Source organism: Cupriavidus sp. TMH.W2, assembly GCF_050847365.1.
GTDB lineage: Bacteria > Pseudomonadota > Gammaproteobacteria > Burkholderiales > Burkholderiaceae > Cupriavidus.
Genome location: NZ_CP193793.1, coordinates 296,738 through 322,280, shown reverse-complemented (window position 1 = coordinate 322,280; position 25,543 = coordinate 296,738). Strand labels below are relative to the sequence as shown.

At 63.8% G+C, this 25,543-nt stretch carries 20 protein-coding genes and 1 pseudogene; 5 read left to right on the top strand and 16 right to left on the bottom strand.

Features of this window, described 5'->3' with window-relative positions; genetic code table 11:
- Positions 1 to 44: 44 nt before the first annotated feature.
- The 14 genes from ACREYQ_RS19070 to ACREYQ_RS19005 form a co-directional block, all read right to left on the bottom strand.
- On the bottom strand, positions 45 to 1,382 hold the full coding sequence (locus ACREYQ_RS19070) for an NAD(P)/FAD-dependent oxidoreductase (RefSeq protein ID WP_432261751.1): 1,338 nt from the start codon (positions 1,380 to 1,382) through the stop codon (positions 45 to 47).
- A 170-nt stretch (positions 1,383 to 1,552) separates the two neighbouring features.
- Positions 1,553 to 2,794, bottom strand: coding sequence for a thiolase family protein (locus tag ACREYQ_RS19065; protein ID WP_432261750.1), 1,242 nt, complete (start codon positions 2,792 to 2,794; stop codon positions 1,553 to 1,555).
- 15 nt (positions 2,795 to 2,809) lie between these two features.
- Positions 2,810 to 4,363, bottom strand: coding sequence for a class I adenylate-forming enzyme family protein (locus ACREYQ_RS19060; protein ID WP_432261749.1), 1,554 nt, complete (start codon positions 4,361 to 4,363; stop codon positions 2,810 to 2,812).
- A complete protein-coding gene (locus tag ACREYQ_RS19055; RefSeq protein WP_432261748.1) occupies positions 4,364 to 4,624 on the bottom strand; it encodes a hypothetical protein in 261 nt (86 codons plus the stop codon).
- Between the two features lie 114 nt (positions 4,625 to 4,738).
- Positions 4,739 to 5,872 (bottom strand): saccharopine dehydrogenase family protein, encoded by a 1,134-nt coding sequence (locus tag ACREYQ_RS19050; protein ID WP_432261747.1) that lies wholly within the window; start codon positions 5,870 to 5,872, stop codon positions 4,739 to 4,741.
- A gap of 509 nt (positions 5,873 to 6,381) precedes the next feature.
- On the bottom strand, positions 6,382 to 6,693 hold the full coding sequence (locus ACREYQ_RS19045) for an EthD family reductase (RefSeq protein ID WP_432261746.1): 312 nt from the start codon (positions 6,691 to 6,693) through the stop codon (positions 6,382 to 6,384).
- 46 nt (positions 6,694 to 6,739) lie between these two features.
- Entirely contained in the window at positions 6,740 to 7,420 is a 681-nt protein-coding gene (locus ACREYQ_RS19040) for a c-type cytochrome (protein ID WP_432261745.1), read from the bottom strand.
- Entirely contained in the window at positions 7,421 to 8,848 is a 1,428-nt protein-coding gene (locus ACREYQ_RS19035; protein ID WP_432262597.1) for a flavin monoamine oxidase family protein, read from the bottom strand.
- A 152-nt stretch (positions 8,849 to 9,000) separates the two neighbouring features.
- Complete coding sequence (locus ACREYQ_RS19030) at positions 9,001 to 9,972, bottom strand: WD40/YVTN/BNR-like repeat-containing protein (RefSeq protein WP_432261744.1); 972 nt, start codon at positions 9,970 to 9,972, stop codon at positions 9,001 to 9,003.
- A 40-nt stretch (positions 9,973 to 10,012) separates the two neighbouring features.
- Complete coding sequence (locus ACREYQ_RS19025) at positions 10,013 to 12,373, bottom strand: efflux RND transporter permease subunit (protein WP_432261743.1); 2,361 nt, start codon at positions 12,371 to 12,373, stop codon at positions 10,013 to 10,015.
- 63 nt (positions 12,374 to 12,436) lie between these two features.
- The gene (locus tag ACREYQ_RS19020; protein ID WP_432261742.1) at positions 12,437 to 14,272 is read right to left on the bottom strand and encodes a DUF1302 domain-containing protein; all 1,836 of its coding nucleotides are present in this window, start codon (positions 14,270 to 14,272) and stop codon (positions 12,437 to 12,439) included.
- 74 nt (positions 14,273 to 14,346) lie between these two features.
- On the bottom strand, positions 14,347 to 15,714 hold the full coding sequence (locus tag ACREYQ_RS19015) for a DUF1329 domain-containing protein (RefSeq protein WP_432261741.1): 1,368 nt from the start codon (positions 15,712 to 15,714) through the stop codon (positions 14,347 to 14,349).
- A gap of 163 nt (positions 15,715 to 15,877) precedes the next feature.
- On the bottom strand, positions 15,878 to 16,285 hold the full coding sequence (locus ACREYQ_RS19010; protein ID WP_432261740.1) for a RidA family protein: 408 nt from the start codon (positions 16,283 to 16,285) through the stop codon (positions 15,878 to 15,880).
- 22 nt (positions 16,286 to 16,307) lie between these two features.
- On the bottom strand, positions 16,308 to 17,150 hold the full coding sequence (locus ACREYQ_RS19005; protein ID WP_432261739.1) for a phytanoyl-CoA dioxygenase family protein: 843 nt from the start codon (positions 17,148 to 17,150) through the stop codon (positions 16,308 to 16,310).
- Between the two features lie 409 nt (positions 17,151 to 17,559).
- Between ACREYQ_RS19005 and ACREYQ_RS19000 the strand changes: the two genes are divergently transcribed.
- The 5 genes and pseudogenes from ACREYQ_RS19000 to ACREYQ_RS18980 form a co-directional block, all read left to right on the top strand.
- Positions 17,560 to 18,798, top strand: a complete 1,239-nt coding sequence (locus ACREYQ_RS19000) for a hypothetical protein (RefSeq protein WP_432261738.1) — start codon at positions 17,560 to 17,562, stop codon at positions 18,796 to 18,798.
- Positions 18,799 to 18,874: 76 nt separating this feature from the next.
- The gene (locus tag ACREYQ_RS18995; protein ID WP_432261737.1) at positions 18,875 to 19,813 is read left to right on the top strand and encodes an MBL fold metallo-hydrolase; all 939 of its coding nucleotides are present in this window, start codon (positions 18,875 to 18,877) and stop codon (positions 19,811 to 19,813) included.
- 151 nt (positions 19,814 to 19,964) lie between these two features.
- Entirely contained in the window at positions 19,965 to 21,524 is a 1,560-nt protein-coding gene (locus ACREYQ_RS18990) for a flavin monoamine oxidase family protein (RefSeq protein ID WP_432262596.1), read from the top strand.
- 6 nt (positions 21,525 to 21,530) lie between these two features.
- Positions 21,531 to 22,199 (top strand): c-type cytochrome, encoded by a 669-nt coding sequence (locus ACREYQ_RS18985; RefSeq protein ID WP_432262595.1) that lies wholly within the window; start codon positions 21,531 to 21,533, stop codon positions 22,197 to 22,199.
- Positions 22,200 to 22,246: 47 nt separating this feature from the next.
- Positions 22,247 to 23,575: pseudogene (locus tag ACREYQ_RS18980) on the top strand (M23 family metallopeptidase); the annotation flags it as partial.
- A gap of 44 nt (positions 23,576 to 23,619) precedes the next feature.
- Here the strand turns inward: ACREYQ_RS18980 and ACREYQ_RS18975 are convergent.
- Positions 23,620 to 24,693, bottom strand: a complete 1,074-nt coding sequence (locus ACREYQ_RS18975) for an ATP-binding protein (protein ID WP_432261736.1) — start codon at positions 24,691 to 24,693, stop codon at positions 23,620 to 23,622.
- The gene (locus ACREYQ_RS18970) at positions 24,690 to 25,430 is read right to left on the bottom strand and encodes a response regulator (RefSeq protein WP_432262594.1); all 741 of its coding nucleotides are present in this window, start codon (positions 25,428 to 25,430) and stop codon (positions 24,690 to 24,692) included. Before ACREYQ_RS18970 ends, ACREYQ_RS18975 begins: the two co-directional genes overlap by 4 nt.
- Positions 25,431 to 25,543 lie beyond the last annotated feature (113 nt).

The window sequence follows — 25,543 nt, the reverse complement described above, 5'->3', positions numbered from 1 at the left end:
CCTGACAACAACCTCGGTCTTTCGCTCCGCAGTGCGCCGTGGCGCTATCCCGGTCGGGCGGCGTCACGCACGTTGCGGTTCAGCCAGTTGTCCATCACGGCCGCTCCAGCCAATGCGCCGTTCACAGTGCACCATCGGAAAGGCTCAGGCAGCGTCCTGGGCGTCTCGTGGCGCACCGCTGCCAGCAGCGCGGGCTCGGTACCGCCAATCCGCTGGGCAATCAGGTGGCCGACCATGGAGTGCGTGGCGACACCATGTCCGGAACACCCGGCCGAGTAATAGATATTCTGGTTCGTGCCCGTTGTGCCAACCACCGGCAGCGCATCGTTCGCGAAACTGATATAGCCGCTCCAGCATGCCCGGATGCCGATGTCTTTCAAGGTTGGGAAGCGGTCACGCAGTGCCGCGCTCAGCTCGCGATACTGATCGTGGTCCGGCACATTCGGTGTTTTGGAGCCGTAGGGATAGTGGAGTCGCTTGGTCGTCACCAGGAGCGTGTTACGCGCCGTCAGACGGTGGCTTTCCATGATCCAGTGCACGGTAACGATACCTTCACGCCGCGCCCAGCCCAACGACGCCAATTGCGCGGCGGAAAGCGGCTCGGTCTCGATGGCAGACACCCGCAGCGGCACCACCGTGTTGGCAAGCAGCCCAAGCTGCGGGGTGTAGGCATTGGTGGCAAGCATCAGCGCCGGGGCACTCACGACGCCGTGCGGCGTCTTCACCTGAATGACGGGTCCCTCGGTGTAAGACAGCACCGGCGTGTTCTCGTAGAGCTTCACACCGGCTCGCAGTGCTGCGCGCCGCAGTCCCATGACATACTTGCCCGGATCGAGCGTGCCGCCTGTCGCTGTGTATTCACCGAACAGAAACGCCGGCGGAATCCCGCGGGCGCGCATCTGGGCACCGTCCAGAAATTCGGTGTGCAACCCCAGCCCGGCGCTGACCCGCATGCTCTTGCGGATTTTCTTTTCCTGCGATGGATGGATGCCGGCGCGAATGATCCCCGACGGGTTGTAGTCGCAATCGATGCCGTGTTCCTCGAGCTTGCCCTCGACGAACGGGACGGCGTCTTCGTAGTAGCGGATGATCTGCCTGGCGCGCTCGGTGCCGATGTCCTTGAGGAACAGGTCGTATTCGAGCCCGCCGGCGCCGGCCAGGTAGCCCGCGTTGCGCCCGCTCGCACCAAAGCCGGCGAACTCGCGCTCCAGCACGACCACTTTTGCCCCTTGCCTGGCCAATTCCAGTGCGGCCAGGAGGCCGGCAAAGCCGGCGCCAACGATCACCACATCGGCATTGACGTCGCCTTCGAGGGCAGGTTGCATGTCATCGGGCTTTTCAACCCATCCGCCAAGGGCTCGATACTTTTCCAGGTTGGCCATCTCTTTTTTCGTCCTCCATTGGTTCGGTGCGCATGCTTTGCGTGGCAGCCACTGCCGGCACCACGACCGCCGCCGCTGCTGTGCCTTTTACGAAAGTACGCCAGGTCATGCGCAAGTTGCCGGCCTGCCGTTCCGTTTGTTATCGAAGCCCTTTGCGCGTTCCGACTCCGTCAATCCGTGCTCAGGATGTGCACCGCCAGCGCGGCTTCTTCGATGCCCTGGAAACCGCCACCGTTCTCCTGAATGGCATGGCGTGCGCCCTGCACCTGGCGTGCACCCGCTTCGCCCCGCAACTGGGTAACCAGTTCATAGAGCTGGCCGATGCCCGTTGCGCCCAAGGGGTGGCCCTTCGATTCGAGGCCGCCCGAGGTGTTGATGGGGATGCGTCCGCCGATCGTAAAGTCGCCTCGCTCGGCAGCGGGGCCACCCTGGCCGAGGGGCACCAGCCCGAGGTTTTCGGCCTGGATGATCTCCCCCATGGCCGAGGCATCGTGCACCTCGGCAACGTCCATGTCCGCGGGGCCCAGGCCAGCCTGCTCGTAGGCCTGCAGCGCGGCCAGGCGGCCGATGTTCTTCTCTGGCTCGTCGATGCGCCGATGCGTGAAGCTGCGGATCACGCTGGCCGCGACCCGGATGCAACGGCTGCGATCCGCACCGATGCGTCGCAGCCCATCCTCGGTACAGAGGATGGCGGCAGCCGCTCCGTCCGAGACCGGCGCACACATCGGCAGCGTGATCGGATAAGTAATCGGCGGCGCCGCGAGTACCTCGTCGATCGTGAACGGCTTGCGGAACTGCGAAAGCGGGTTGTGCACCGAATGACCGTGGTTCTTCGCAGAGACGGCGGCGATCTGACGCTGCGTCGTGCCGTGGGTCTTCATGTGATACCGGCACAGCGCGGCGTAGACCGACATGAAGCGGCTGTAGGGCCGGTCGGATTCCGAGCCGGGCGGCGGCTCGACGCCCTCGCCCAGCGTCATCAGGCTGGCAAAGTTATCTTCCACGCGCGAGACATCCCAACCGCCCTCGAACAATGCAAACGATTTCGCCTTGTCCGGCACGTTCATCTTCTCCGCGCCGATGGCCAATGCCACGTCGCACACTCCGGCCTTCAGGCTTTGCACCGCCAGATGCACGGCGGTGCTGCCCGATGCGCAGGCATTCTCGACGTTGAACACCGGAATACCTTCCAGCCCGATCTTGCTGAACACGACCTGGCCAGGGATCGACAGTTGGCCTTGCAGCGAGCCATTGGTAATGCCGGAGTAGTAAGCCGTGCCAATGGCAGCGGGGCTGCAGCCGGCGTCCTGCAATGCGCCGCGCAGCGCTTCGCCCGCCAGGTCTTCGATGCTGCGTTCCAGGTGCCGGCCGAACACCGTCATGGCGATACCGGCAATGTAGATGTTGCTCATCGTTGATCGCTCTCGTCAGATCTTGCGTTCCAGGCCTTGCCAGTACTGCTCGCGCAAGTCTTTCTTCAACACCTTGCCCACCGTGCTGCGCGGCAGTGCAGCGACAAACTCCACGCTTTTAGGCGCCTTGACGGAACCGAGCTTGTCCTTGCACAAGGCCACGAGCTCGTCGGCACTTACCGTCTGGCCGACATTGAGCTCCACGACCGCCTTCACCGCTTCGCCCCACTTGTCATCAGGCACGCCGATCACCGCGCAGTCCTGCACCGCCGGGTGCGCCCAGATGACCTGCTCGACCTCGCTCGGATAGACGTTGAAGCCGCCGCTGATGATCATGTCCTTCTTGCGGTCGGTGATGTGCAGGTAACCCTCTGCGTCAAGGTGACCGATGTCGCCGGTATGCAGCCAGCCGTCGACGATGGTCTCGGCGGTATTGTCCGGTGCCTTGTAGTAGCCCTTCATCACGAGGTCGCCGCGCACGCAGATTTCACCGGTCTCTCCTTGCGGCAGCGCCTCGCCCTTATCGTCCAGGATCTCGACGCGGATAAGCGGGTTCGGCCGGCCAACCGAGGACAACCGTTCATCGGACGCGACCTTGCCGTCAGTGAAGTGTTCGGCCGGCGCCATGTTGGAGATCGATGCCGCAGCTTCGGTCTGCCCGTAACCGCCGGCCATGACCGGGCCGAATACCTCGATCGCTTGCTTGAGCTTCTCGATCGACATCGGTGCCGCGCCGTAGAGGAAATACCTGAGCGACGAGAAATCCCGCTGCTCGATGCCCGGAATATCGAGCAGACGATAGATGACCGTCGGCGGCAGGAAGAACTCGGTGACGCGATGCCTGGCGATGGCGTCCAGCAGCAGGGCCGGATCAGGCTTCGGAAGCACGACCACGGTGCCTCCGCGTGCCGTACACGGCAGCGACATCATCCCCGCGGTATGCGTCATGGGCGCGGCGGCAAGGTTCACCGGGCGCTGCGTTCCGTACGGGAACGCGATCATGAAGTGCGAGAAGTAGGTCTGGAACACACGGTGCGTGTTCATCACGCCCTTGGGCGTGCCCGTCGTGCCACCAGTGGCCGACAGTGTGACGATGTCGTCCATGTCGTACTCGACGCGCGGCATGGTCGTCGGCTGGCCGGCGCTCCACGTTTCGAGCGACGGTGCCCACGGCAGTTCGGCGTCAATGCACACCCACAGCTTTACCTTAGGCAGGCTCGCACGCAGTGCTTCAAGGGTCGATGCGAAGGCCTGGGTAAAGAACAGCGCCTCACAATCGAACGCGTCGAGCACGTACTGGTTCTCGGCCACCGCGTTGCGCCCGTTGACGGGGATATACACCATGCCGGCGCGCCACATGCCAAGCGCGCAGGCCCAGCCGACCACGTCGTTGTCCGCCCAGACCGCAGCCTTCGCCTCCTTCTCGAAACCGGCAGCCAGCAGGCCGTTGGCGATGCGGCATGAAAGCTCACCGATCTCCTGGAACGAGAAGCTGCGCTCGCCCTGGATATAGGCGATGCCATGGGGGTTGATGCGCCACCCACGGTCGAAGAAATCAATGATTGCCATTTAAGTGTTCCTTTGGAGCCATACCAGGTCGGAGCCGGGGCGGCCCATGCCATCCGTGTAGGGGTCGAACCGCCCCGCGCGCTGGCCTTGCGTGTAAGGGTCGAAGCGGCGTAAACCAGCGTCATCGGTACCGGCTTCTGTGCGCGAATCCAGCGCGCCCAGCTCGAGCGTGCCGATGCGGCCGGTCTGCGTCCATGGGCTGCCTGATGCCAGCCCGCCCGCCACGATCACTGCGGCAATACCAATGTGCTCGAGTCGCATAGCGAACCCCTTCTTCAATTGATTTTCGGCGCCGCCCCAGCACAGCGTCCGGGGCGTGCTGCTGTATGTGCCCTGCGCGGCCTGATGCCTTGTCAGGCCGCCCGGCAGTAGCGGTTACAGCTGCGAGATCGTGGCGCGCGCCAGGCCACGCTGCTCCAGGAAGCCGAGCAGGTAGCGGTGTCCGAACGCCTTCGAGCCGGAGGCGAAACCAACCTTGGCGCTGTCACCGTCGAGCAGCTTGGCGACACCGGCAGCGTGAATGGCACCGGTGGCAATGTACGGCGTGATGCCGTGCAGCGTCGCTCGCACCGAAGCGAGCTGACCACGGCCGATCGCGAAGTCGACAGTGCGATGCAGCGACGTGCGCTCGCGCGGCGGCATCGACGGGGTCACAGAGTCGACGAGCTGCTTGAGCACCGCATCCTGCTGTTCACGCGGCAGATGCGCATACTCCGCATCCCACTTCTGGCCGAGCCCGTGCACCATCTGCATCGCGTTGTTGTCGTAGAAACCTACGCAAGAGATGCAGCTGCGCACGCGAGGATCGTGCTGGAAGTACACCGGCAGCGACGTGCCGCCCCACGGCAGCGCGAACACCGGCTGCAGGAAATCGGGAGACGCCACGTTGAAGGAAGCCTGTTTTTCATGAGGCACCAGCGCCTTTTCCCACAGATAGCAGGATTCCTGGCGATAGCCTTCGAAGATGGTGGCCGTGGAGCCGACGCTCACACCGGCGCCGGCACCGCGCGGGCCGCGGGTCAAGGTTGCCGTCTCGAGCGCATCGACACCCGGCGTTTCGAGCGCCAGCTCGGCAGCGATTTCAGCGAACGTGTACATGTATGCGTTCGACGGCGACAACAGCAGGCCAGCCTGACGGTACAGCTCGCCAAACTGGTCGCGCACCTGGCGAATGAAATGTTGCTCGCCGGTAGTGTCGAGGTAGTGGCAACCGGCCTTGAGCGCAGCTTCCACCGCAACCAGGCCGAAATTGAAGAACGGCCCGACGGTGTTGCAGACGACCTTCGCGCCTCGGAACGCATTCACGAGCGCATCCACGTTGTGTTCCGCCTCGATGATCTCGTAGTCGGCCGATTCAAGGCGCACGACGCGCTGCGCCATCATTTCCCTGGTCCGGCCTGCGTTGCGCGCCACGGCGGTGAACGGGATGTTCTGGTCGATCAGCCAGTCCATGATCAACATGCCGGTGTAACCGCTTGCGCCATAAACGACGACGGGGTGCTTTGCCATGGTTGTCTCCTGATTTTTGAGGTGTTGAAAGTTGGGTCAATCCAAACGCGCGAATGCCGGAGCCGCCCGAATGTCGGGGTCGCGACACTCGCAAATCGAGCGCATTACTTTGTAGAACATATGTACAAAGGTAGGTCATGATGACAATTACGAACAGGAAAAAAAAGACAGGGAATACCCTGTGTTTTTCGTTCACGCGCGCACTCGGAGGTCGTGGTTTTGCTGCACGCTTCCTTCGGCCCCGGCCTCATGACGACGCCCTTGTGCTTCCTTTTTTGCCATCTCAGGCTTGGCGGGACTTGCACCTCCGGCTGATGCCGCTGCCCGGCGCATAAAAAATGCCGTGCGGACACGGCATAAAGACCCCGGAGGAGACCAAATTGCCGGGACCTAGGAGACCTGACCGGCGTACCCGCCTCGACGGCACCAGCCAAGGCGCATCGCCGTCGACGCGATGTCTGCGCTGATCTGGTTAGCGAGCAAGGGCACCGACTAGCATGGGATGAAAACTACGCCCGCACGGCGCTAATCTGCAGCATCGGCGCGATGTTCGTGTAGTTCGGCACGTCAGCAAGGATCGCGTTTGCGTGCGGCCCGAATGCCGACTGGAAAGCTTCCACCGAGTCGAAGTACATGTGTGCCGCGGCACGGTAGGCCGGCGGCTGTCCGGGCGCGCCGCCTGCCAGCCCCTCTTCGACTTCGCTGCCCTTGCATGCGTCGCCCACGAGACGCTGCACCATTGGCATGTGCTGGTCGAGGTAATACGCGAAGTCGAAAGTGTTGTCGTCGTTATTCGGGTAAAGCACGCTGACTTTGATCACCGTTGTTGCTCCATGAAAGTGAGGGAGGTTAGGGACATGCGTCGGTCTAGCGAGTCGCTGCCGCATCGCCTTCAGGCGAGACGCCGGCCAGGTAGCGCGCCACCGCAGGAACGTCCGCGCTCGACAACGCCGCGGCAACGCCGTTCATGGCGCCTGTCGGATCCTTGCGCGCGCCTGTCTTGAAGTCAGCAAGCTGCTTGGCAAGATAGTCCGCCCCTTGCCCCGCCAGGCGCGGCGCCTGATCCTTGCCCATCAGCTTCTCGCCATGGCAGGCCTGGCAACTCCTGGCCTGGACCAGGGCCAGTCCTCGCTTCAGCATGTCCGCATCGGCTGGAACGTCCTCATTCCGCGCCGGCGCTTGCTGGGCGAAGTAGCTGGCGAGAGCATCGATCTGCGCGTCGGACATCTCCCTGGCAATCGGCCCCATATAGGGGTTGGGCCGCTGGTCGTTGGCAAACGCATGCAACTGGGCGGCTATGTACGCCTTCGGCTGGCCCGACAGTGCCGGGTACCATCCGTTGAGCGACTGCCCGTGCGGGCCGTGGCAAACAAAGCATGTCTCCTGATACTGCGGCCAGGGGCCGGCATTGGTCTCGCCCGCTTCACCCAACTGGAGCATGGCTTTCTCATAATGCAAGCCATCCATCAGATCGCGACCGTAGAGCGCGCCCGCAACGGCTGCCGTGGCAACCGCCACAACCGTAACAATAATCAAGGCCCGCTTCATTTATGCCACCTCGCCCTGGTGGGTCAGAGCGGCCAATGCCTGCAACGCCGCCCGATGGCCGGAGCGCACAGCGCCGTCCATCGCGCCGGGCCAGATTTCGGCAGTCTCGGTACCTGACCAGATCAGCCTGCCGACCGAGGGATGGAGGAATTGCCCCCACTTGGTCAGGAAACCAGGAGGCAACGGATGTATGCACTGCAGCGTCCACGGATCGACCCTGCCCCAGTCATGGTCGTGGAACTGCTTCGGGTGCAGCGCTTTGTCTCCGAACGCCCTGGCATAGATCGCCGACAACGTCTTCTCCGCAGCTTTGGGATCCCCGGGCAGCGAACCCGGCGGCACGAACGCGCTGATGATCCCGACAGACCGGTCCGGAGGCGAGTTGTCGTAGGCCATTGAGACGGGGCCGCCGATCTGGAAGATCTGTCCGTTCAGGCCATCGTCCTGCCAGAACGGCTTGTCATAGACGTGCACCGTCTTGCGCATCGGCGCATTCGCAGGCCAACGCCGCTGCAATTGCGAGCGCCCTTCGGGCAGCGGGGGGTCGTAGACGACCTGGTTGCACAGCGCAGGATTCATCGCCACGATGACACGGCGGGCGCGTACGACGCCCTGATCGGTGATGACTTCCACCACATCGCGATTCCAGCCGCTAATCTTGCGCACCGGACTGGATAGCCTGATCTTGTCGCCGAGATCCTGCGCCATCTTGATGCTGAGAATCTGCGAGCCGCCGACAAAGCGCGTTTCCTGCGCACCGCCCTTGATCGACTCAAGCTGGTCAAGGCTGTTGCTGGCGCTGTTGATCTGCGACAGATAGCCCAGCAACCCGAGCTGGGCCGGGGCGCCGCCCGTCGTCAGCTTCGCAGCCAGGCCCATGAAATATCCATCTTCGTATTTCAGGCCTTGCTTCAATAGCCAGTCACCATACGTCAGCTTGTCGAGCTCTGCCGCATTCTTCGCTTTCCACGGTGCGCTGGACGGCACGCCGCGCGCCAGCTCGCCAAGCTTGGCGCCGATCGCTTCATCGGTGCCGGCGCCCCCGTGAAAATCCTGCGCCACCCGGGCATCGCCGGCCAGTACCGTAGTCTTGCCCGCATAGAAGGTAGGGAACGTATCGACCTCCAGCTCCCGCGCCAGATCGAAGATGGCGGTCTGGCCGGGGCCGGCCCACTGTCCGCCGGCCTCGGAGACAATGCCATTGCCCAGATCGTGGTTGAACGTGCGCCCGCCGACACGATCACGCGCTTCCAGAACGACGAACGAATCGCACCCGGCGCGCTTTAGATCCCGCGCAGCAGTGAGCCCCGCCAAACCTGCGCCGATGATCACGACGTCCAGCACGCCGCGATTCGCAGATGGCGCCGTGACACCCTCCGCCATCGCGACCTTGCCTGCGGCCAGTGACGCGGCGCCCACGGCTGCCATCCGCAGAAGTTGACGCCGGCCCGGTACCTCCGGCTGTTTCTTCGGCTCGTTCTCCGGCATCACGCTCGATGCCTCTTCGCTATGCATTTTGTTGTTCCTCTTCGAGCATGGTCAGGACAGCCCACGCGTCCAGACCGGAATTGCCTACGTGCTCAGAGCCCGGTCAGCACGCCGTCATTCGAAAACAGGATCGGCTTTCCGCCTGCATCGATCACCGCTGCGGTGAGCGCTGCGCGGTCCGGGCGTTGAGCGACGTCGAACGGCGCACCATCGGCACGCTGCTGCATGACCAGTCCGTCGAGCCCGACCGCAAGGAGTCCCTTGCCGGCCGCGACGAGATTGGTGATCGAGCTCTTCGTTTCCGCTTTCAGCGGCGACCAGGTCGCTCCGCCATCGCTGCTCTGGAACAGGCTGCCGAGCAGACCGCCAACTACAATCCGGCCATCGGGAGTCGCCACGCCAGACCACAGCGAGCCCTTACCCCCCGTCGCCAGGTAGTCCCAATTGACGCCGCCGTCGGTCGACTTGAGCACGGTCCCCTGCTCGGCGGAGATATAGAGCGCAGCCTTCTGATCGGCAAACACGTGGTACAGGTTGCGGTCGGCCTTGCCGCCGCCGGGCGGCTTAGGCAGCGTCACCTTGGCCCAGGTCTTGCCGCCGTCATGCGTCTGCAGCATCAGCGACCAAAGGCCGACGGCAATGCCATCGTGGTCGTTCATAAAGTGCACGGAGAACAGCGGTTGATCGACCGCGGTGTCCATGCGCTGTTTTTGCCAGGTTTCACCGCCGTCATTTGTCGCGAGAATCACACCCCACTGCCCTACCACCCAGCCGTGCTTGTCATCGGTGAAGGTGACGGCAGACAGCGTGGCGGAAACCGGCACACTACGGGCCTGCCGGTAGGTCTTGCCTTCGTCATCCGACAGCAGGACGATGCCGTGCTCGCCCACGGCAACGATGCGTCTGCCGGCGCGCGTGGCGTCCAGCAGCATCATGTGGGTCGGCGCGCCCCACGCGTGCGCCGGCTTTGCGGCCCACGTTGCGACCGTGCCTTCCGCTGGTGCTTGTGCAAATGCCGCCGTGGCCGCGCAGAGCGCGATGCTGGCAACGAGAGTCTTGATCATGGCTGAAATCTCGGTAAGAACGCTCTTGCGCATCGGTGCATCAGTGGCTGAGCAGGCCCGGTACGCGCGCCGGCGTACGGCGCGGGAACCAGCGCTCCAGTACCGAGGCCAGCGCCGGCAGTGCCGTCATGGCCATCACCAGGTTGACGAGGAACATGAAGGCCAGCAGCTTGCCCATGTCGGCCTGGAACTTGAGCGCCGAGAAGCTCCATGTCGCCACGCCGATCGCCAGCGTGATGGCGGTAAAGATCGTGGCCACGCATTCGAACTCGAGCGCCCGCTCCATCGCCCGCTCGATCGGATCGCCTTCGGCCAAGTGCCGCTGCAGCCGGTTGTAGATGTACAGCGCGTAGTCCACGCCGATCCCGACCGCCAGCACCATGACCGGCAGGGTGGCCACTGTCAGACCGATTTTCAGCTCCTTCATGAACCAGTAGCCGATAAAGGTCGCCACCGACAGCGGCACGCAGCAGGCCAGCATCGAGCGCCAGTCGCGGTACGCGAGGAACACGAGAATCACGATCGCCGCGTACACGTACAGCATCATCGGCAACTCGCTCTTCTCCACCTCGTCATTCGTGGCGGCGAGCACGCCGGCGTTGCCCGCCGCGAGCCGGATATTGATGCCGGGGAACGGGTGGGAAGCGCGGTACTGCTTCACGCGGTCAAGAATCCGGTTGATCGTCGTTGCCTTGTGGTCAGTCAGGTACAGGTGGACCGCGGTCATGCTGCAATCGGCCGTCATGAAGCCCTTCAGGCGCCCGACATCGACCGACACCGCACCGTAGTTATCGGGGTCGATCGGCACCACGTTCATCTTTGGATAATCTTCGTTGTAGCCCTTGTTGTAGGTGCGCAGCATGCCCGAGTACGACTGGGCCGACACCACACCCGGCACGGTACGCATGGCCGCCGTGAACTCGTTCTCATACAGGCCGACTGCCGGGTTGTCACACGCCTTGCCGCTTGACTCGATGGCCAGCGACAGCCAGTCAAGGCCCATGTCGTAGTTGCCGGCGATCGACGTCGCGTCGCGATTGAACCGCGCTTCCTCACGCAGCTCCGGTGCCCCAGGCTGCAGCGTGCCGATCACGCGGTCGCGGCTCTGCCAAACCGAGAGTCCAAACACCACCAGCGTGACCGCGAGCGTGACAGCGGCGAACTTCGGCTCCGCCACCCGCGACAGCGGACGCAGCAACGCCGAACGGCGAGCGCTACGCTTGAGCGCGCTTTCGGCGTACTCCTGGGTGAAGTTGAAGCATGACGCAGCAACCGGTAGCAGGATCAGGTTCGTGACGATCTTGTAGGCCACGCCCAGCGACGCAGTGATCGCCAGTTCGCGCACCATCGGGATCGGGATCAGCAGCAGCGTGATGAACGACACGAAAGCAGTGACGAGGGCCAGCACGCCAGGGATTAGCAGGCCGCTGAAGCTGTAGCGTGCTGCGTCATACGAGCTGCTCCCGCGTGCGATCTCACGCACGATGAAGTTGACCTGCTGCACGCCGTGCGAGACCCCGATTGCGAACACCAGGAAGGGCACCAGCACGGCGAGCGGGTCCAGGCCATAGCCCAGCAGCCGCAACGAGCCGAACTGCCAGACCAGCGACGACAGCGAGCAGACAATGAGCAGCACAGTAAAGCGAACCGAATGGCAGTACCAGTAGACGGCGAGCGCAGTCAGCAGCAGCGCAATGCCGCAGAAGCCGAGCACGGCGGTGGCACCGTCGGCGATGTCACCGATCTGCTTGGCAAAGCCGATGATCTGGACTTCGTAGCCGGCATCCTCGAACGGCTTGCGGATCTTGTCTTCGAGCGTATGGTTGAACGCCACATAGTCGAGCACTTTGCCGTTGCGATCGCGCTCGTTGAGCTCGGCCGTGATCATCGCGCTGTCTTCGTTGTGCGACACCAGCGTGCCGACATAGCCACCCAGCGTGGTCGCGCGGCGAATGCTGGCAACGGTCTGGGGTGTCAGCTGATCGGGCGTGATATTGCCCGAGATGATCGGTTCGGCACGAAAACCTTCCTCCGTGATCTCGTTGACGAAGGAGTTGGGCGTCCAGAGCGAGCGGACCCCGACCCGGTCAACGTTCGGCAGGTACGTGACCGCCTGCGTCACCTGATACAGACGCGTCAGCCCTTGCGGCGTCCAGATCGAACCCTTTTTCGCGCGCACCACCACGGTGATGCGGTTCGCGCCAAGCAGATCGTTCCGGTACTTCTGGAACGTCTGGATGTACTCATGGCCGATCGGCATCTGCTTCTCGAAACCGGCGTCCATGCGCAGTTGCACGGCGAACACGGCCATCACGGCTGTAAACAGCCCAATCACCGCCAGCACGATCGCGCGGTGGCCGAAGAAGGCTCTTTCCAGCCCCGCAACAAGACGATTCAACACGACACTGCTCCTTCAAGTATTCCCGCGGCGCACCGCGTGCGCCGCTTCCAACAGGCTGCCCCGTCAGAAATTCCGCGTGACGAATGCCCCGATGAAATTGCGATCCGAGTACGGGTTGCCTACGTTGTTGTGGCCACCCCAGAACATCGTGAAATTGATGCCGGCCTGCCACACCGTCGGGTTCTGGTTGAACAGCACGTAGAAGTTGGCCGACTTGGCACCTTGCATGTAGTTGGCCGAGAACGTCGGCGTGTAGCCGTAGAGCGCGGCATTGAAGGTCACGCCAGGCGTCACCTGCCAACCCGGGATCAAGGTGCCGTCATAGGTCCAGTTGAAGTCGATCGTCGTGCCCACGGAACTCGACGTGCCCTGCCCCATCCCGATCGGATAGCCCGTGCCAGAATTGGTGTTCAGCCAGGTCAGGTAACCCGCCTGGGGGACTTGCGTGATCTGCTGGCCGTTGATCGTGCGCGTGACGCTCGAACCCAGGCCGGGGTAGTAGATCCACGTCGCTTCGGCGGTCAACGTTGCCGAGTCCGCACCGAGCAGCTTGATGAACGGGTACTCGCTGCGCGTCAGCGCCAGCAGGCCGTTTATGCCGAACTGAATCTTCTTGCGGTCGACAAACTGCTGGCAGTCGACACCGCCGGGGTTCACGTTCAGGTCGGCCGGGCCACCGGCGCCGTAGCAACTCGACAGCGCCACCGCATCATGCGGACGATACGACAACTCGGTGCCGATTGCCCACGGGCCCAACGGGAAATTCGCGCTCACGCCAAAGAGCTGACGGTTGGTCTGATTCGTCCATTGCAGCGTGTTGTTCGAAAACGAGGTCAACACCGGCGACTTGTCAACGTAGTTGAGGTAATAGAAGGCGAAGTTCGCGTCGATGGTCCGCGGCACATAGTTGAACTTGACGCCGAACTGCGGCTTGTACTTCGGCGGCAGCTTGGTCGAGACGGGAAGACCAAAATCGAACGAGGGCGGCCCCGCAAAGTCTCCGTTGACGAGGCCATTGTTGATCGCGGCAATCGTGCCCGCATCACGGCTGTTCAGCCCGTTCTGGCGCGCGACCGTACCTGCGCTCGGGCCGTTCGCGTTAAAGTTGTTCGTGTTGACCGTGAACGGCTCCGCGCCCCGACCGTATGCGTTGGTGGGGGACCAGAACGTGCCCACCGGCGGGTAGCGGTTACCGTTCCAGATGGCCTGGTAGTAGGCCTCGGTGCTCAGCCCGTGGGACAGGTCAGCGGCAAAGCTGACCATCGGGGCCGGCCGCAGCGCTTGTTTGAGCTGCGAACCCGGGATCAGCAGCTTCTGGATATCGAGCGAGTTGGTGGCATTGATGCCGCCCATGGCGTACATGCTCTCGCCCCAGTTGATCACCTGGTTACCGACACGGATGTGCGCGTTCCGGTCGGCAATCGTGAAGTCCTTCTCGCCCCACAGATCGAGCAGCTGCGCGTCGTAGACAACCTGCGCCTTCGCGTCGCTGGCTAGCGGCGTGCGCTCCGTGTTCTTGGCCATGAAGTCGTACATGCCCGTGCCACGCGCCATGAACTTTAGCCCCTGGCCGGGCATCGTCAGCAGCAGTTCACTGGTCGCACTCAGATACGTGCTGAACGGCTTGCCCTTCTTGTAATTCAGGTCGCCGTTGTCGCCCGCGCCCCACTGGTCCGTGTTGGCCGATGCGCCGCAGCTATTGCTGGTCGGATCACCGGTGAGCGCACAGCTCGGATTCTTCACGCGAACCCCCGCACCGGCGGTGATGTTGCTGACCAGCGAGCCCTTGATGGCGTCCTCCGGCCCTGCCGTGAAATCGTAAGCGTGTGCGCTGGATGCTGCCGCGCCCAGCAACGCAAGCGAAATCGTCGTCCGCTTCCGCATCTTCTTTGTTTTCATCGCCTCCCCCCATCCCGTTTGATGCCGGCGCGTGCCTCCTCAAACGCGCGCCAGCCCTACCCATGCGGTTACCTTCAGCGCTCGCTGACCGAGCGCAGCGTTTCTGCGGTGAAGTAATCCGTCTTGAAGCGCGAATCGTTGACCTGCTGGTACCAGCGAAGGTCCTGGCCCTGGCCGAAGGTCGTCTGATCCATGACGTAACGCCCGTTGATCACGTCGTACTGCACGAACGGCTCGTTATCGCAGGTGCCGCCCAGCTCCCATACCGGGATCGGATAGCTCTCGCGCACCTTCCACAGCTTGCCCTGGGCGTCGTAGTCCTCGCCGACGAGTGCCAGCCAGCTGTCTTCGTCCAGGTAGAAGACCTTCTTCGAATCAACGTGGCGCGCGCTGGGCTTGACGGTTGCCTCGACCACCCATACGCGGTGCATCTCGTAGCGGCGATTGTTGGCAGCAATGCCGTCAGGCGTGGCAACGTCGTGCAAATTGCTCTTGAACTTGTACATGCCGAATGCGTTGTACGGCACGAGCAATTCCTTCTTGCCGACGAGCTTCCAGTTGAAGCGGTCGATGGTGCCGTAGAACATGTTGGCTTCATCGATCAGGTACTGGTTCTCCATGCCGATAATCGGCGCATCGTGCGTATAGGCCGGCATGCGTCGCACGCGGCGCTGCCCGGGGAAGTAGTAGAACGTCTCCGACTGCTTGTTGAAGAACTGACGCTGCACAAAGGCCTGCCCGGCCAGCGCCGGCGGCGATTCGATCTTGAAGAAGGCGGCATTGCTGAGCTGATCGACTTCCTGCGGCGTCACCTTGCCCGGCTTGCCCCATGGAAAGAACACATGCTGCGGAGCGATCGCATCAATCCAATCGTTGCCCCCCGGACGCGGAGATACCACCGTCACCATCTTCGGCCATTCCACTCCTTCCCCGCGGTAGCGGTAGATGTAGTTCAGAATCGCTTCTGCGCCGTTCTTCGGCTGTGGAAACGCAACGCCCGGGAGGGTTGCGGCGCCCAGTTGTTCGCCGGTCGAATCGAGCTTCGCGCCCGTCAGATTCGCCTTGGAGTTCTGCGCAACGAAGTCCGGCACCTGGCATTCGCGGTGCGACGGATACACGTCCATGCGATAGCCCTTCTTCTGCTTGACCAGCGCGATCTGGCCGGGCGTCAACTGCGCGGCGTACTTATCGACATTCGACGCGTCGATCGAATAGAGCGGCTTCTCGTTCTTGTGCTTCCAGAAGTCACCGCGATACTTGCCCCATTCCCAGCCGGCCTCCGCAGGCTGTTTGCCGGTATAGGCCGGCACCGCACCGTCCTTGCCCGCCGCGCGGTCACCGCCTTCCGGCGTGAGGTCTTCCGCCATGGCGGCGGTTCCGATCGCAAGACACACCGCAGCCGCGATGGCGGACACGGTTTCGATTCCGTACTTCTTCATCATGAGTCTCCTTCCGACTAACGCCTTCACACACTGGCCGTGCTTCTCTAATAGTACGTATTGACAATCTTAGTCAATGATGGCAAAGAAAAGGGCCAAAAAAACTAGGGTATTCGCTGTTCGGCGCTCCCCCAGCGTTCGCTCCGAAGCGCTTCGCGCGCGCGACTCAATCCTTGCCGGATCCGGCAACCGCTACCGCTCGAATCTCGATGCACAACTCGGGCAGCGCTAATTGCGTCACGCCGACCGCCGTCCACGACGGATAGCGGTTCGGGAAGTACGCATCCTTGACGGGCGCGAAGGCCGCCATGTCGCCGCGCAAATCCGTGTGGAAGGTCGTCAGCTCGACAACGTCAGCCAGGCTCGCGCCGGCTGCTTCAAGAACGCCTTTCAAGCACTCGAACGCAATCTGCGCCTGCGCCTGCATGCCCTCGGCGGGCTTCATGTCCGCGCCGATCCCAACCTGGCCTGACACCCAGATGATGTCGCCCACGCGCGTGGCGGGCGAGAAGTGATAGGCGTCGTAGAACGTCTGGAACGGAGCCGGAACGATCGATTGCCGTTTTGCAGTCATGGTGTGCGCCTCGCTTGGTTGCTTAAATGATTTGACGGAAACAGGATGCGCGGAACGGCTCGCCCGCCTTCAGATGTGCGAGCTCTTCGGTAAAGAGGACACCTGCTGTCGAGTAGCCCGATCGGCTGTTTTCGGGCAGCGGGCTGAAAATTGCGTCGTCGCCAAAGAAGCGCAGCACCAGCGTGTGGCGGTCAGGGAAGTCGGCATCGGTCGGTGCGCCGCCGTGCAGCGTCCCGGGATGCAGCACAAGCACATCCCCCGGATTCGTCGCCCAGGAGAGGATGTCGTAGGCATTCGGATTCGCACGGCGCTCAGCCTCGATATTGGGCATGCGCGGCCAGCAAGGCACCGCGGCATCACCGTGCAGCGGATCGGTCGGGTCTTCCAGGTTCTGGAATGTGGTGCCGTCATGTCGCGTGCCGCGGTGCGACCCCCGGACAACCTCCAACGCGTTGCGCTTGGGCACGGCCTCGAAGCTGATCCACGCATTGCCCCAGTGCTTGCCGCCCCATGGCAGATACGAGGTGTCCTGATGCCATGACGAGCGCGCAGCATTGCCGCCGGCCTTGAGGAAGATCTCCTCTGCGAAATACCAGACGTGCCTGGAGCCCCACAGCTTGGCAAACATCTGGCCGAGCGGCAGCTTGCTGACCAGCTCATCCAGTCGATCCTTCGCGAGCGGATTCGCGTTATCGACGTGGGATTTTTGTGCAGTGCCATCGAACATGGTGGTCGCCCCGGGGCCCGGGTTCTCGACACCCCAGTCATAGGCCGCTCGGCATAACCCGAGTTGCTCCTTGTCAAGGCAGCCTTCCATGATAACGGCGCCGTCCTCGGCAAACGCCTTGCGCTTGGATTCATCCATCAGCGATCTCCCGCTTCGTCAAATGGCAACCGTCTCATGATCGCGACCGGTCACTCGTTAAGTAGAACACGAAACCAACTTTAGGTCATGATGACAAAAATAAGAAGCAAGAAAAAGACAGGGTATTCCCTGTCTTATTAGGTCATAAGCCGAGGGGCAATCACAAGCCACGCATCCCACAGCAGCCGCTCAACCGGTATTCAGCCGGTTCGAGGCCTGGCTCGCGATCGACCCGCAGGGAATACCCTGCTTTCTTTTTCTCATATTGTTGTCATCATGACCTAGATTTTGATAATTGCTCCACACATCACATCACCGTAAGTGTTCGGGCGGCGCCATTGACATGGAAATCCGACGCGACCGATCGTCCGATTACGCGCATCACGATGCATCCGTTTGAAGATCTGCAATGACAACACCGCCACTGCCGGAACAGAAACCCAATCGCGCCGAGTTTTTCGCCGCCAGCTTGTTCTGGTCGTTGGGCACCCTGATCGTCAACATCTTGCCGATCGTGTTTCAGGCCCTGCATCAGGGCCGCGGGCTCAGCGACGAGCGGCTCGGCGCGCTGGGCACTGCCTTCGTGCTGGGGTCGGGCATCACCTCCGCAAGCGGGCCCTTCTGGGTACTGCGCTTGAACGCCCGATGGGTGACCATCGGATCGTTGCTCGTGGCAGCCTTCGGGCTGCTGGGCGTCGCCTTCGTGGCGGACATCGCCGGCCAGACAGCCTGGTGGTTCCTGATCGGCCTGGCGAGCGCCAGCATGGCAACGCCGTCGTTCACCCTGATCGGCTATGCAGCCAACCCGCTGCGGGCGTATAGCCTGGCCTTCTTCGCGTCGCTGGTCATTGCGGCGCTCGCATCGTACGGATTGCCGCTTATCGTCCTGCCGCGGTTTGGAGACCAAGGGGTGCTGGTGACGATTGCCGTCCTGTTCGCGGTGGCAACGCCTCTGGCCCTGGCGCTATCCGACATGCGGCGCAGGGCAACCGCAGCACAGGCCGCGCCCACCAACACATCGCGCCGCCTCGCACAGCCCAGCGGAGTCCGCCTGGCGCTGGCTGCGCCGCTCATCGCCGCCGTGGCCGGCGCCATTTTCACCGGCGTCTTCATGGGCGCTATCTATAACTTCGCGGACGCGATCGCCGCGGCGGTCGGCATCCAGGCAGACGCGATCGGCCCGATTGTCGCGATCTCGCTGATCGGCGCTCTGGCAGGCTCGATCCTGCCCTGGATCGTGGGCGACCGAATCGACGCCACGGTCATGATCGGCATATCGACCGCGATCGTTGTCCTGATGTATCCCGTCATGCTGATGAGCCACTCGGCGACAGCATTCGGCGCCGCCTTCGTCATTCATGCGGTCTTCGGGACGCTGGGCTATACCTACTACCTCGGCGTGGTCCGGCACCTCGACATGACCGACCGCATCTACATTGTGTTTCCCGCGTTCCAGGCACTCGGCGTAGCCGCCGGTACCAGCTCGGCTGGATTTCTGCTGGCGCACTTCACGCCGGTAGCACTCTTCGACCTCTCGGCGGCACTGGCGATCGCCTCCTGGTTCATCCTGGTGGTTGCGCAAAGGCTCTCGGCCCGCTTGCGCCGCGATGCCTCGACACTAGCCGCCGAAGCCGTTCTCCAACATTGAAGCGCCACGAGGGATTCGGGCAGATCAGTCCATCACGTGCCCACCTTCACGGCATCAACCCGACCTCTGAAGAAAGATGATCCACGCACGCCCCATTGCCGGCAAATCCGGTTCTGATGTCCCGGTCCAGCGCATCGACTTCGGCCGCGTCTCGGTGCTCTTCGGCCAGAAGCGTGGCAAGTACCCCGACGGCAACCAAGTGCTCATTCGCGGTTCCGACACGCGTGCCGCCTTTGACACGCCGATCGTCTCCAACCATATCGGCCCAGAGTTCGACGCGACCGAACTGGTGGTGATGGGCCACGCGCACGAAGACCACATGGCAGGCCTGCACCGCCTTCCCCATGCCAGGGTGTTCGTGAATGAAGCCGATCTGGCCGCGGTGCACAGCTGGGACGGCATGGTTGCCCACTACGGCCTTGACGAGGCCCATGCCGGGGCCATGCTGGCGAACATCCAGCGCGATTTCCACTATGCGCCGCGCCCCGATGCACAGGGGTACGTCGATGGCGCGTCGTGGAATCTCGGTCGGACACAGATTCGCGCTTTTCACATGCCAGGCCACACCGCCGGCCATACCGTGCTGCTGGTAGATCCGGAAGGCGTGGCCTTTATCGGTGATATCGACCTGACCGGCTTCGGCCCCTACTACGGCGATGCGTGTTCGAGCCTGCCCGAGTTCCGCCGCAGCCTGGCGCGGCTGCCGCAGATTCCCGCAAAGGTTTGGGTCACGTCGCACCACCGCGGTGTCTACACCGACTGCGAGCACTTGCTGCGCGATCTCGCAGCTTACGCAGCCAAGCTCGACGAACGCGAGCAGCGCCTGCTGGCGTTGCTGAAGGAATCCCCAAAGACGCTGAGCCAGCTGGTTGAGCGACGGTTGCTGTATCCGCAGGGCTTTGAAAGCCCATGGGTGGAGGGCGCCGAGACCCGGACGATTTCCCAGCACCTTGCCGAACTCCTGGCCGATGGACGAGTGCAGGTAGTCGAACCGGGCGTCTACTGGGCTGACTGATCCACAGAAGCCCCACCGTCAAGGCAGGAACGACGCTAGCAGCACGGTATGGCCTGCAGTGTGGCACGGCCATAGGGCATGGCCTTTTGACTTGTTTGTCTTTCTGTCCTATATTAGGTTTCATATCCTACTTATAACGCCGGCACCGACCATGTTCAAGCACACGAAGCGCCCCCAGGACGCGAAGGAAACCGACGCAGCCCGGACGCGCAAGCCGGGCCCCGGGCGCGACGCACTGACGCGGCGCCAACTCCTCGGATTTGCGGCAGCGGCAGCGGCAGGCGCGGCGTCGCTGGCGCTTGCCGCGGCGCCACGCAGGGCAAACGCCGGGACGCGGCAGGCTGCCCCGGCGCGCACGGACGGCGACGTGCTGGATGTCGCCATCATCGGCGCAGGCCTGGCGGGCCTGACCGCGGCGCGCGACCTGAAGCGCGCCGGGTGCCAGTCATTCGTCGTGCTGGAAGCGCGCAACCGCGTCGGCGGGCGCACCTACAACCATGATTTGGGGAACAAGGTGGTCTCCGAAGCCGGCGGACAGTGGATCGGCCCTGGCCAGACCGCCATTGCCGATCTGGCGCGCGAGCTCGGCGTCGAAACCTTCGGCACCTATTACGAGGGCAAGACCGTATTCCTGGCAGACAACATCCGCGTGACGCAGGACCTGCAGGGAGGCGTCGGTGCGCAGGGGCAGGTTGCCGCCAGGCTCAGCGAACTGTCGCGCGGCGTGCCCAGCGGCGCACCGTGGAAGGCGTCGAAAGCGGCTGAGCTCGACAAGCTGACGCTTGGCGACTGGCTGGCGCGCCAAGGCCTGAGCAGCGAGGAGAAATTCTCCTTCAGCATGGCCGCGACACTGTCGCTCGGCGCGCCGCCCGCACAACTCGGGCTGTTGCATTACCTGTCGGTGATCAACAGCGCGGACAGTGACTACGACAGGCTCGAGAAGATCAAGGACGGCGCGCAGGAAACCCGCTTCGTCGGCGGCTCGCAGATTCTCAGCATCCGGATGGCGCAAGACCTCGGCGACACGATCCGGCTGTCCTCCCCGGTGCGCAAGATCGTCGCCTGGGACCGCGAGATCGTCGAACTGCACACGGACCAGGGCGTCGTACGGGCCCGTCGCGTGATTGCCGCGCTGAACCCGGCGCTGTGCCAGCAGGTCGTTTTCGATCCGCCACTGCCTACCGGACGGGCGCAGCTGCACCGGGCCTGGCCCGCCCATGCGCCCATGCGCAAGACCGCTCATGTCTACGCGCGGCCGTTCTGGCGCGAGAAGGGTTTCAACGGACAGGTCGTGCCACTCGATGGCCCGCTGATCTGGTCGGTCGACAACTCGCCTCCGGACGGCTCTGTCGGCGTGCTCAGCGCCTTCGTCAAACCTGGATACCTGCCGGCCGAGCCGAAAGCCGCCGAGCCCATCGTATCGGCCATCTATGCCAAGGCATTCGGAGACCAGGCGCTGAAACCGACGCAATACCACGACCTTGACTGGGGCAAGGTCGACCCGTGGTCGATGAGCTGCATCAACCCGATGCCCGCCGGCTTCTGGACGAAGCTGGGCCAGCACCTGCATCCGCCGCTGGGTCGGCTGATCTGGTCGGGCACCGAGACGGCCGACATCTGGGCCGGCGCCATGGACGGCGCCGTGCGCTCCGGGCACCGGGCCGCCCTGCAGGCACTGGGCGCGCTGCACGCACCGGTCACGGAGGCATAAATGAAGATGAAGCGCGCGATGTTCGCGACGGCTGCGGTAGTGGCGGGAGCGGCCGCATTCGTCGTTCCCGATCTCGTGGACTACCACCGGTTCGGCACGGCACTGGACAACCAGGCCCAGGCAAGCCAGGCCAACGGTGGCCCCTGGCCGCAGTTTCCGGAGACCTGCTTCGCCTGCCACGGCCCGCACGGGAAGTCGCGCAATGCGGAATACCCCGCCCTGGCCGGTCAGCCGGCCGCGTATCTCGAGGCGCAGTTGCGCGCGTTCGCCAGCGGGCAGCGCGACAACCCGACCATGGGGCCGCTCGCCAGGAACCTGACAGATGCGCAAATCCGGTCACTGGCCGCCTACTACGCGGGCCAGGCGCCTGCCGGCAATCCGGATGTCATGGCCGACGCAGCGCTCGAAGCACGCGGCAAGGCCGTGGTCCAGGCGCGCACTTGCCAGGCCTGTCACGGGGAAGCGTTGACGGGCAAGGATCTGGCACCGAGCCTCGCCGGCCAGGGAGAGCACTATCTCGCGCACCAGCTTGCCGCGTTCAGGAACGGCAAGCGCCATGACGCGACCGGCGGAATGGACGCCATTGCCGCCACCTTGGCGAACGAAGACATCTCGGCAGTGGCCCGCTTCCTGGCCAGGATGTCACCTGTCCCCCGGGAGATCGGAGCCCGATAGGGTCCGACGGGGCAGCAGGGGTAGTAAGCAGGATGCGCGGGTCAGACAGGAGACGGAAGATGCGCGGATACACACCGTCCTGGCTGACCGCCGGCGTGGCGGCAGTTCTTACGCTTTGCATGGCGGCAGCCATGGGCGTGGCGCCCCACAGCGCCTACTACGACCCGGCTGCGCCGCGCCGGCAGGACGCCATTCGACTGCCCGACCTGCGCGAACAGCTCGAAAAGCTGGCGGATGCCGGTGCCACCTACGTCCACGAGGAGCGCGTGCGACGGGGCGACACGATCGCCACGCTGCTCAGACGGCTCGGCGTGGAAGATCCCGACGCACAGCAGTTCATCTCCAGGGATCCGGCGGCCCGCACTCTTTTCAATCTGCAGCCGGAACAGGTTGTCCAGGCCGAGGTCGACCAGGACAAGCTGCTCGTCTCGCTGCGCACGTCCGTTGACGGCACCGCCACCGTTTCGCGCGAACTGGTGATCCGGCGGGCCGGTGGCTTGCAGAAGGTCGCCTTCCAGGCGAACCTGCGGGCCGTCAGGAACGAACTGCGCTACGAGATGCGTTCCGGCACCATCACGGCGGGGGGGTTCTTCAGGACACTGGACGCCGCCAATGTGCCCGACGACATCGTGCGGCAGTTGATCTCGATCTTCTCGGGCATGGTCGACTTCCAGCACGACATCGTTCAGGGCGATCGCTTTCGCATGGTCTATGAGGCGGGATTCCGGGATGGCGCGCTGGTGCGCAATGGCCGCGTCGTGGCCGTCGAACTCGTCAACCGCGGCCAGCGCTACCAGGCCTTGTGGTACGACGGTGCAGAGGGGAGTCACTCTGGTGCCTACTACACCCTCGACGGGCGGCGCATGGCGCGCCCGTTTCTCCGCTCGCCGGTCGAGTTCTCGCGCTTGTCATCGGGCTTCGGCTGGCGCAACCACCCGGTGCACCACCAATGGATTCAGCACAAGGGTGTCGACTTTGCCGCCCCGACAGGAACCCGGGTCTTCGCCACGGCGGACGGGACCGTCGACTTTGTCGGCCAGCAGACCGGCTACGGCAATCTCGTCATCCTGAAACATCCTGACGGCTACTCGACGTACTACGCACACCTGTCGGGCTTCGCTGGCATCCAGCCGGGCCAGCGCATCGCGCAGGGGCAGCCGATCGCGTACGTCGGACAGACCGGCTGGGCGACCGGACCGCATCTGCACTACGAGCTTCGCTTCAACGACGTGCCGCAGAACCCGCTGAGCGTCATGCTGATGGAACCCGTCACGCTGACCGGCCGCGCACGACAGGGCTTCCTGAAGCAGGCCAGCGACATGCTGAGCCGCATCGACGTCATGCGCGGCATTGAAGTGGCATCCAGCCTGGGCTGAGCCGCCGGCCCTTGCAGGGTGGCCAGTTTGCCCACCCTGCGCCGTTAGCAATATGGGCGATCGCCAATATCGGGCCACGACACTTCGAATGTCGTTCCGCCCCCGGCCGACGGGTTGCAGGTAGCCCGCCCGCCGTGTGCATGAGCGATAGCCGCCACCACGGCCAGCCCCAGGCCGCTGCCGCCTGCGTTCCGGCTCGCGTCACCCCCGCGCCGGAAGGCTTCGAAGACATGCGGCGCAACATCGCCGGGAATGCCGGGGCCATCGTCCTCGACACGCAAATGGCACCGGCCCTGCTCCACCCGGGTCTGGATCCGGATGGCACCCGGCACGGCGTACCGGCGCGCGTTCTCCAGCAACGCCAGCAAGGCTTGCCGGATGCGCACCGGATCGCAGTGCATTGGCTTGCCATCCAGATCGAGGACAGGCTGCAGGCCCGCCGCCTGGAGCGCATCGCCGAAGACCGCGACGACGGCGCCCACTTCGGCGGCAAGGTCGGTTTCCTGTCGCTGGAGTGCCAGATGCCCGCTTTCCGCGAGGCTGATCACGCGCAGGTCCTCGATCAGCCGGACCAGCCCCTCCACCTGCATGAGCAGACTGCGGAACTGGGTTTCATCGGGATGGAAGACGCCATCGGCCAGCCCTTGCAGGCGTCCGCGCAGGATGGTAACCGGCGTACGCAGTTCATGCGCGATCGCGGCGTTCCAGAATGTCTGCTCGTTCGTCACGCGCTGCAACTGGCCCGCCAGCGCGTTGAACTGGTCCGCCAGCAATGCGGCCTCGCGCAGCGAGCGGTCGCCCGCGACGGCGCGTGCATCGAGATCGCCTTGCGCGACGCGACGGATGCCGTCGGCCACCGAGTTCAACGGCACCAGGATGCGGCGGGCCAGGTTGACGCCGACAATGATTGCCAGGGCCAGGCCTGCCAGCGTGGTCGAGATCAGCCATACCCATTCCGGGCCGCTCGGGAGCCAACTCGACTCGGCAAGGTGCGCGGGCCAGTACCGCGAGGCCAAATAGTAGAAAACGGTGGCCGTCGCCACCACGAGCAGCGTGACGCCAAACGCCATCGCCGCCATCGACAGCGCGATCTGGCGGCTCAGACCCTGCAGCTTCATTCGGTGCTCCACAGCTTGTAGCCGACTCCGCGCACGCCAACCGGAATGCCGGTGACGCCAAGGTCTTCGAGCTTCCTGCGCAGCTTGCTGATGTGGCTGTCGACGGTCCGCTCCAGCGCATCGCCTTCCGGCAGGCAGGCGGCCATCAGTTCGGCACGGCTGAAGACCCGCCTGGGCGCGCGCGCGAGTTGCGCCAGCAGCTTGAACTCCGTCAGCGTCAGCGCAAGTCGATGGTGCTGCTGTCCCACCTGCACCGTCGCTTCGTGATTGTCCAGATCGATCTCGAACGGCGCCGCGCGCAGCACGCGCTGCTGTGTGCCCTGGCTTGCCGCCGACATTGAGCGGCGCAGCACGGCCTGCGCGCGCGCCACGACTTCCGCGGGATTGAACGGCTTGACCACGTAGTCGTCGGCACCGATGCGCAGCCCCATCAGCTTGTCGATGTCCTGGTCCAGCGCCGTCAGCATGATGACCGGGGTATCGCCTCGGTGACGGATTTCGGTGAGCACTTTCCAGCCGTCGACATGAGGCATCTGCACATCCAGCAGCACCAGGTCGGGCTTGAGCGACAGGTGCAGTTCCAGCGCCCTGCGGCCATCTGCGGCATGCGCGCTGCGCAAGCCGCTGCGCGCCAGGTAGGCAGCCAGGATCTCGGCGATCTCGGGTTCGTCCTCGGCAATGAGTATCAGGGGTTGGACGCTTTGCGCTGCGTCGCTCAGTGGGGTCGTGTCCGGCATGGTGGCTGCTGCACGCTTACGCTGCGTCTCCATCGAATCTCCATGGTACCGCACGAGAAACTCCATCGGCCATGGGCAAACTGCCGCGCATCCCACGTCGGCATGTGACTGCC

Bases quoted from the DNA above. Each gene is read 5' to 3' on its own strand.
- ACREYQ_RS19070 (WP_432261751.1), bottom strand. From the start codon at position 1,382: ATGGCCAACCTGGAAAAGTATCGAGCCCTTGGCGGATGGGTTGAAAAG.
- ACREYQ_RS19065 (WP_432261750.1), bottom strand. From the start codon at position 2,794: ATGAGCAACATCTACATTGCCGGTATCGCCATGACGGTGTTCGGCCGG.
- ACREYQ_RS19060 (WP_432261749.1), bottom strand. From the start codon at position 4,363: ATGGCAATCATTGATTTCTTCGACCGTGGGTGGCGCATCAACCCCCAT.
- ACREYQ_RS19055 (WP_432261748.1), bottom strand. From the start codon at position 4,624: ATGCGACTCGAGCACATTGGTATTGCCGCAGTGATCGTGGCGGGCGGG.
- ACREYQ_RS19050 (WP_432261747.1), bottom strand. From the start codon at position 5,872: ATGGCAAAGCACCCCGTCGTCGTTTATGGCGCAAGCGGTTACACCGGC.
- ACREYQ_RS19040 (WP_432261745.1), bottom strand. From the start codon at position 7,420: ATGAAGCGGGCCTTGATTATTGTTACGGTTGTGGCGGTTGCCACGGCA.
- ACREYQ_RS19035 (WP_432262597.1), bottom strand. From the start codon at position 8,848: ATGGCAGCCGTGGGCGCCGCGTCACTGGCCGCAGGCAAGGTCGCGATG.
- ACREYQ_RS19030 (WP_432261744.1), bottom strand. From the start codon at position 9,972: ATGATCAAGACTCTCGTTGCCAGCATCGCGCTCTGCGCGGCCACGGCG.
- ACREYQ_RS19020 (WP_432261742.1), bottom strand. From the start codon at position 14,272: ATGAAAACAAAGAAGATGCGGAAGCGGACGACGATTTCGCTTGCGTTG.
- ACREYQ_RS19015 (WP_432261741.1), bottom strand. From the start codon at position 15,714: ATGATGAAGAAGTACGGAATCGAAACCGTGTCCGCCATCGCGGCTGCG.
- ACREYQ_RS19010 (WP_432261740.1), bottom strand. From the start codon at position 16,285: ATGACTGCAAAACGGCAATCGATCGTTCCGGCTCCGTTCCAGACGTTC.
- ACREYQ_RS19005 (WP_432261739.1), bottom strand. From the start codon at position 17,150: ATGGATGAATCCAAGCGCAAGGCGTTTGCCGAGGACGGCGCCGTTATC.
- ACREYQ_RS19000 (WP_432261738.1), top strand. From the start codon at position 17,560: ATGACAACACCGCCACTGCCGGAACAGAAACCCAATCGCGCCGAGTTT.
- ACREYQ_RS18995 (WP_432261737.1), top strand. From the start codon at position 18,875: ATGATCCACGCACGCCCCATTGCCGGCAAATCCGGTTCTGATGTCCCG.
- ACREYQ_RS18990 (WP_432262596.1), top strand. From the start codon at position 19,965: ATGTTCAAGCACACGAAGCGCCCCCAGGACGCGAAGGAAACCGACGCA.
- ACREYQ_RS18985 (WP_432262595.1), top strand. From the start codon at position 21,531: ATGAAGCGCGCGATGTTCGCGACGGCTGCGGTAGTGGCGGGAGCGGCC.
- ACREYQ_RS18975 (WP_432261736.1), bottom strand. From the start codon at position 24,693: ATGAAGCTGCAGGGTCTGAGCCGCCAGATCGCGCTGTCGATGGCGGCG.
- ACREYQ_RS18970 (WP_432262594.1), bottom strand. From the start codon at position 25,430: ATGCCGGACACGACCCCACTGAGCGACGCAGCGCAAAGCGTCCAACCC.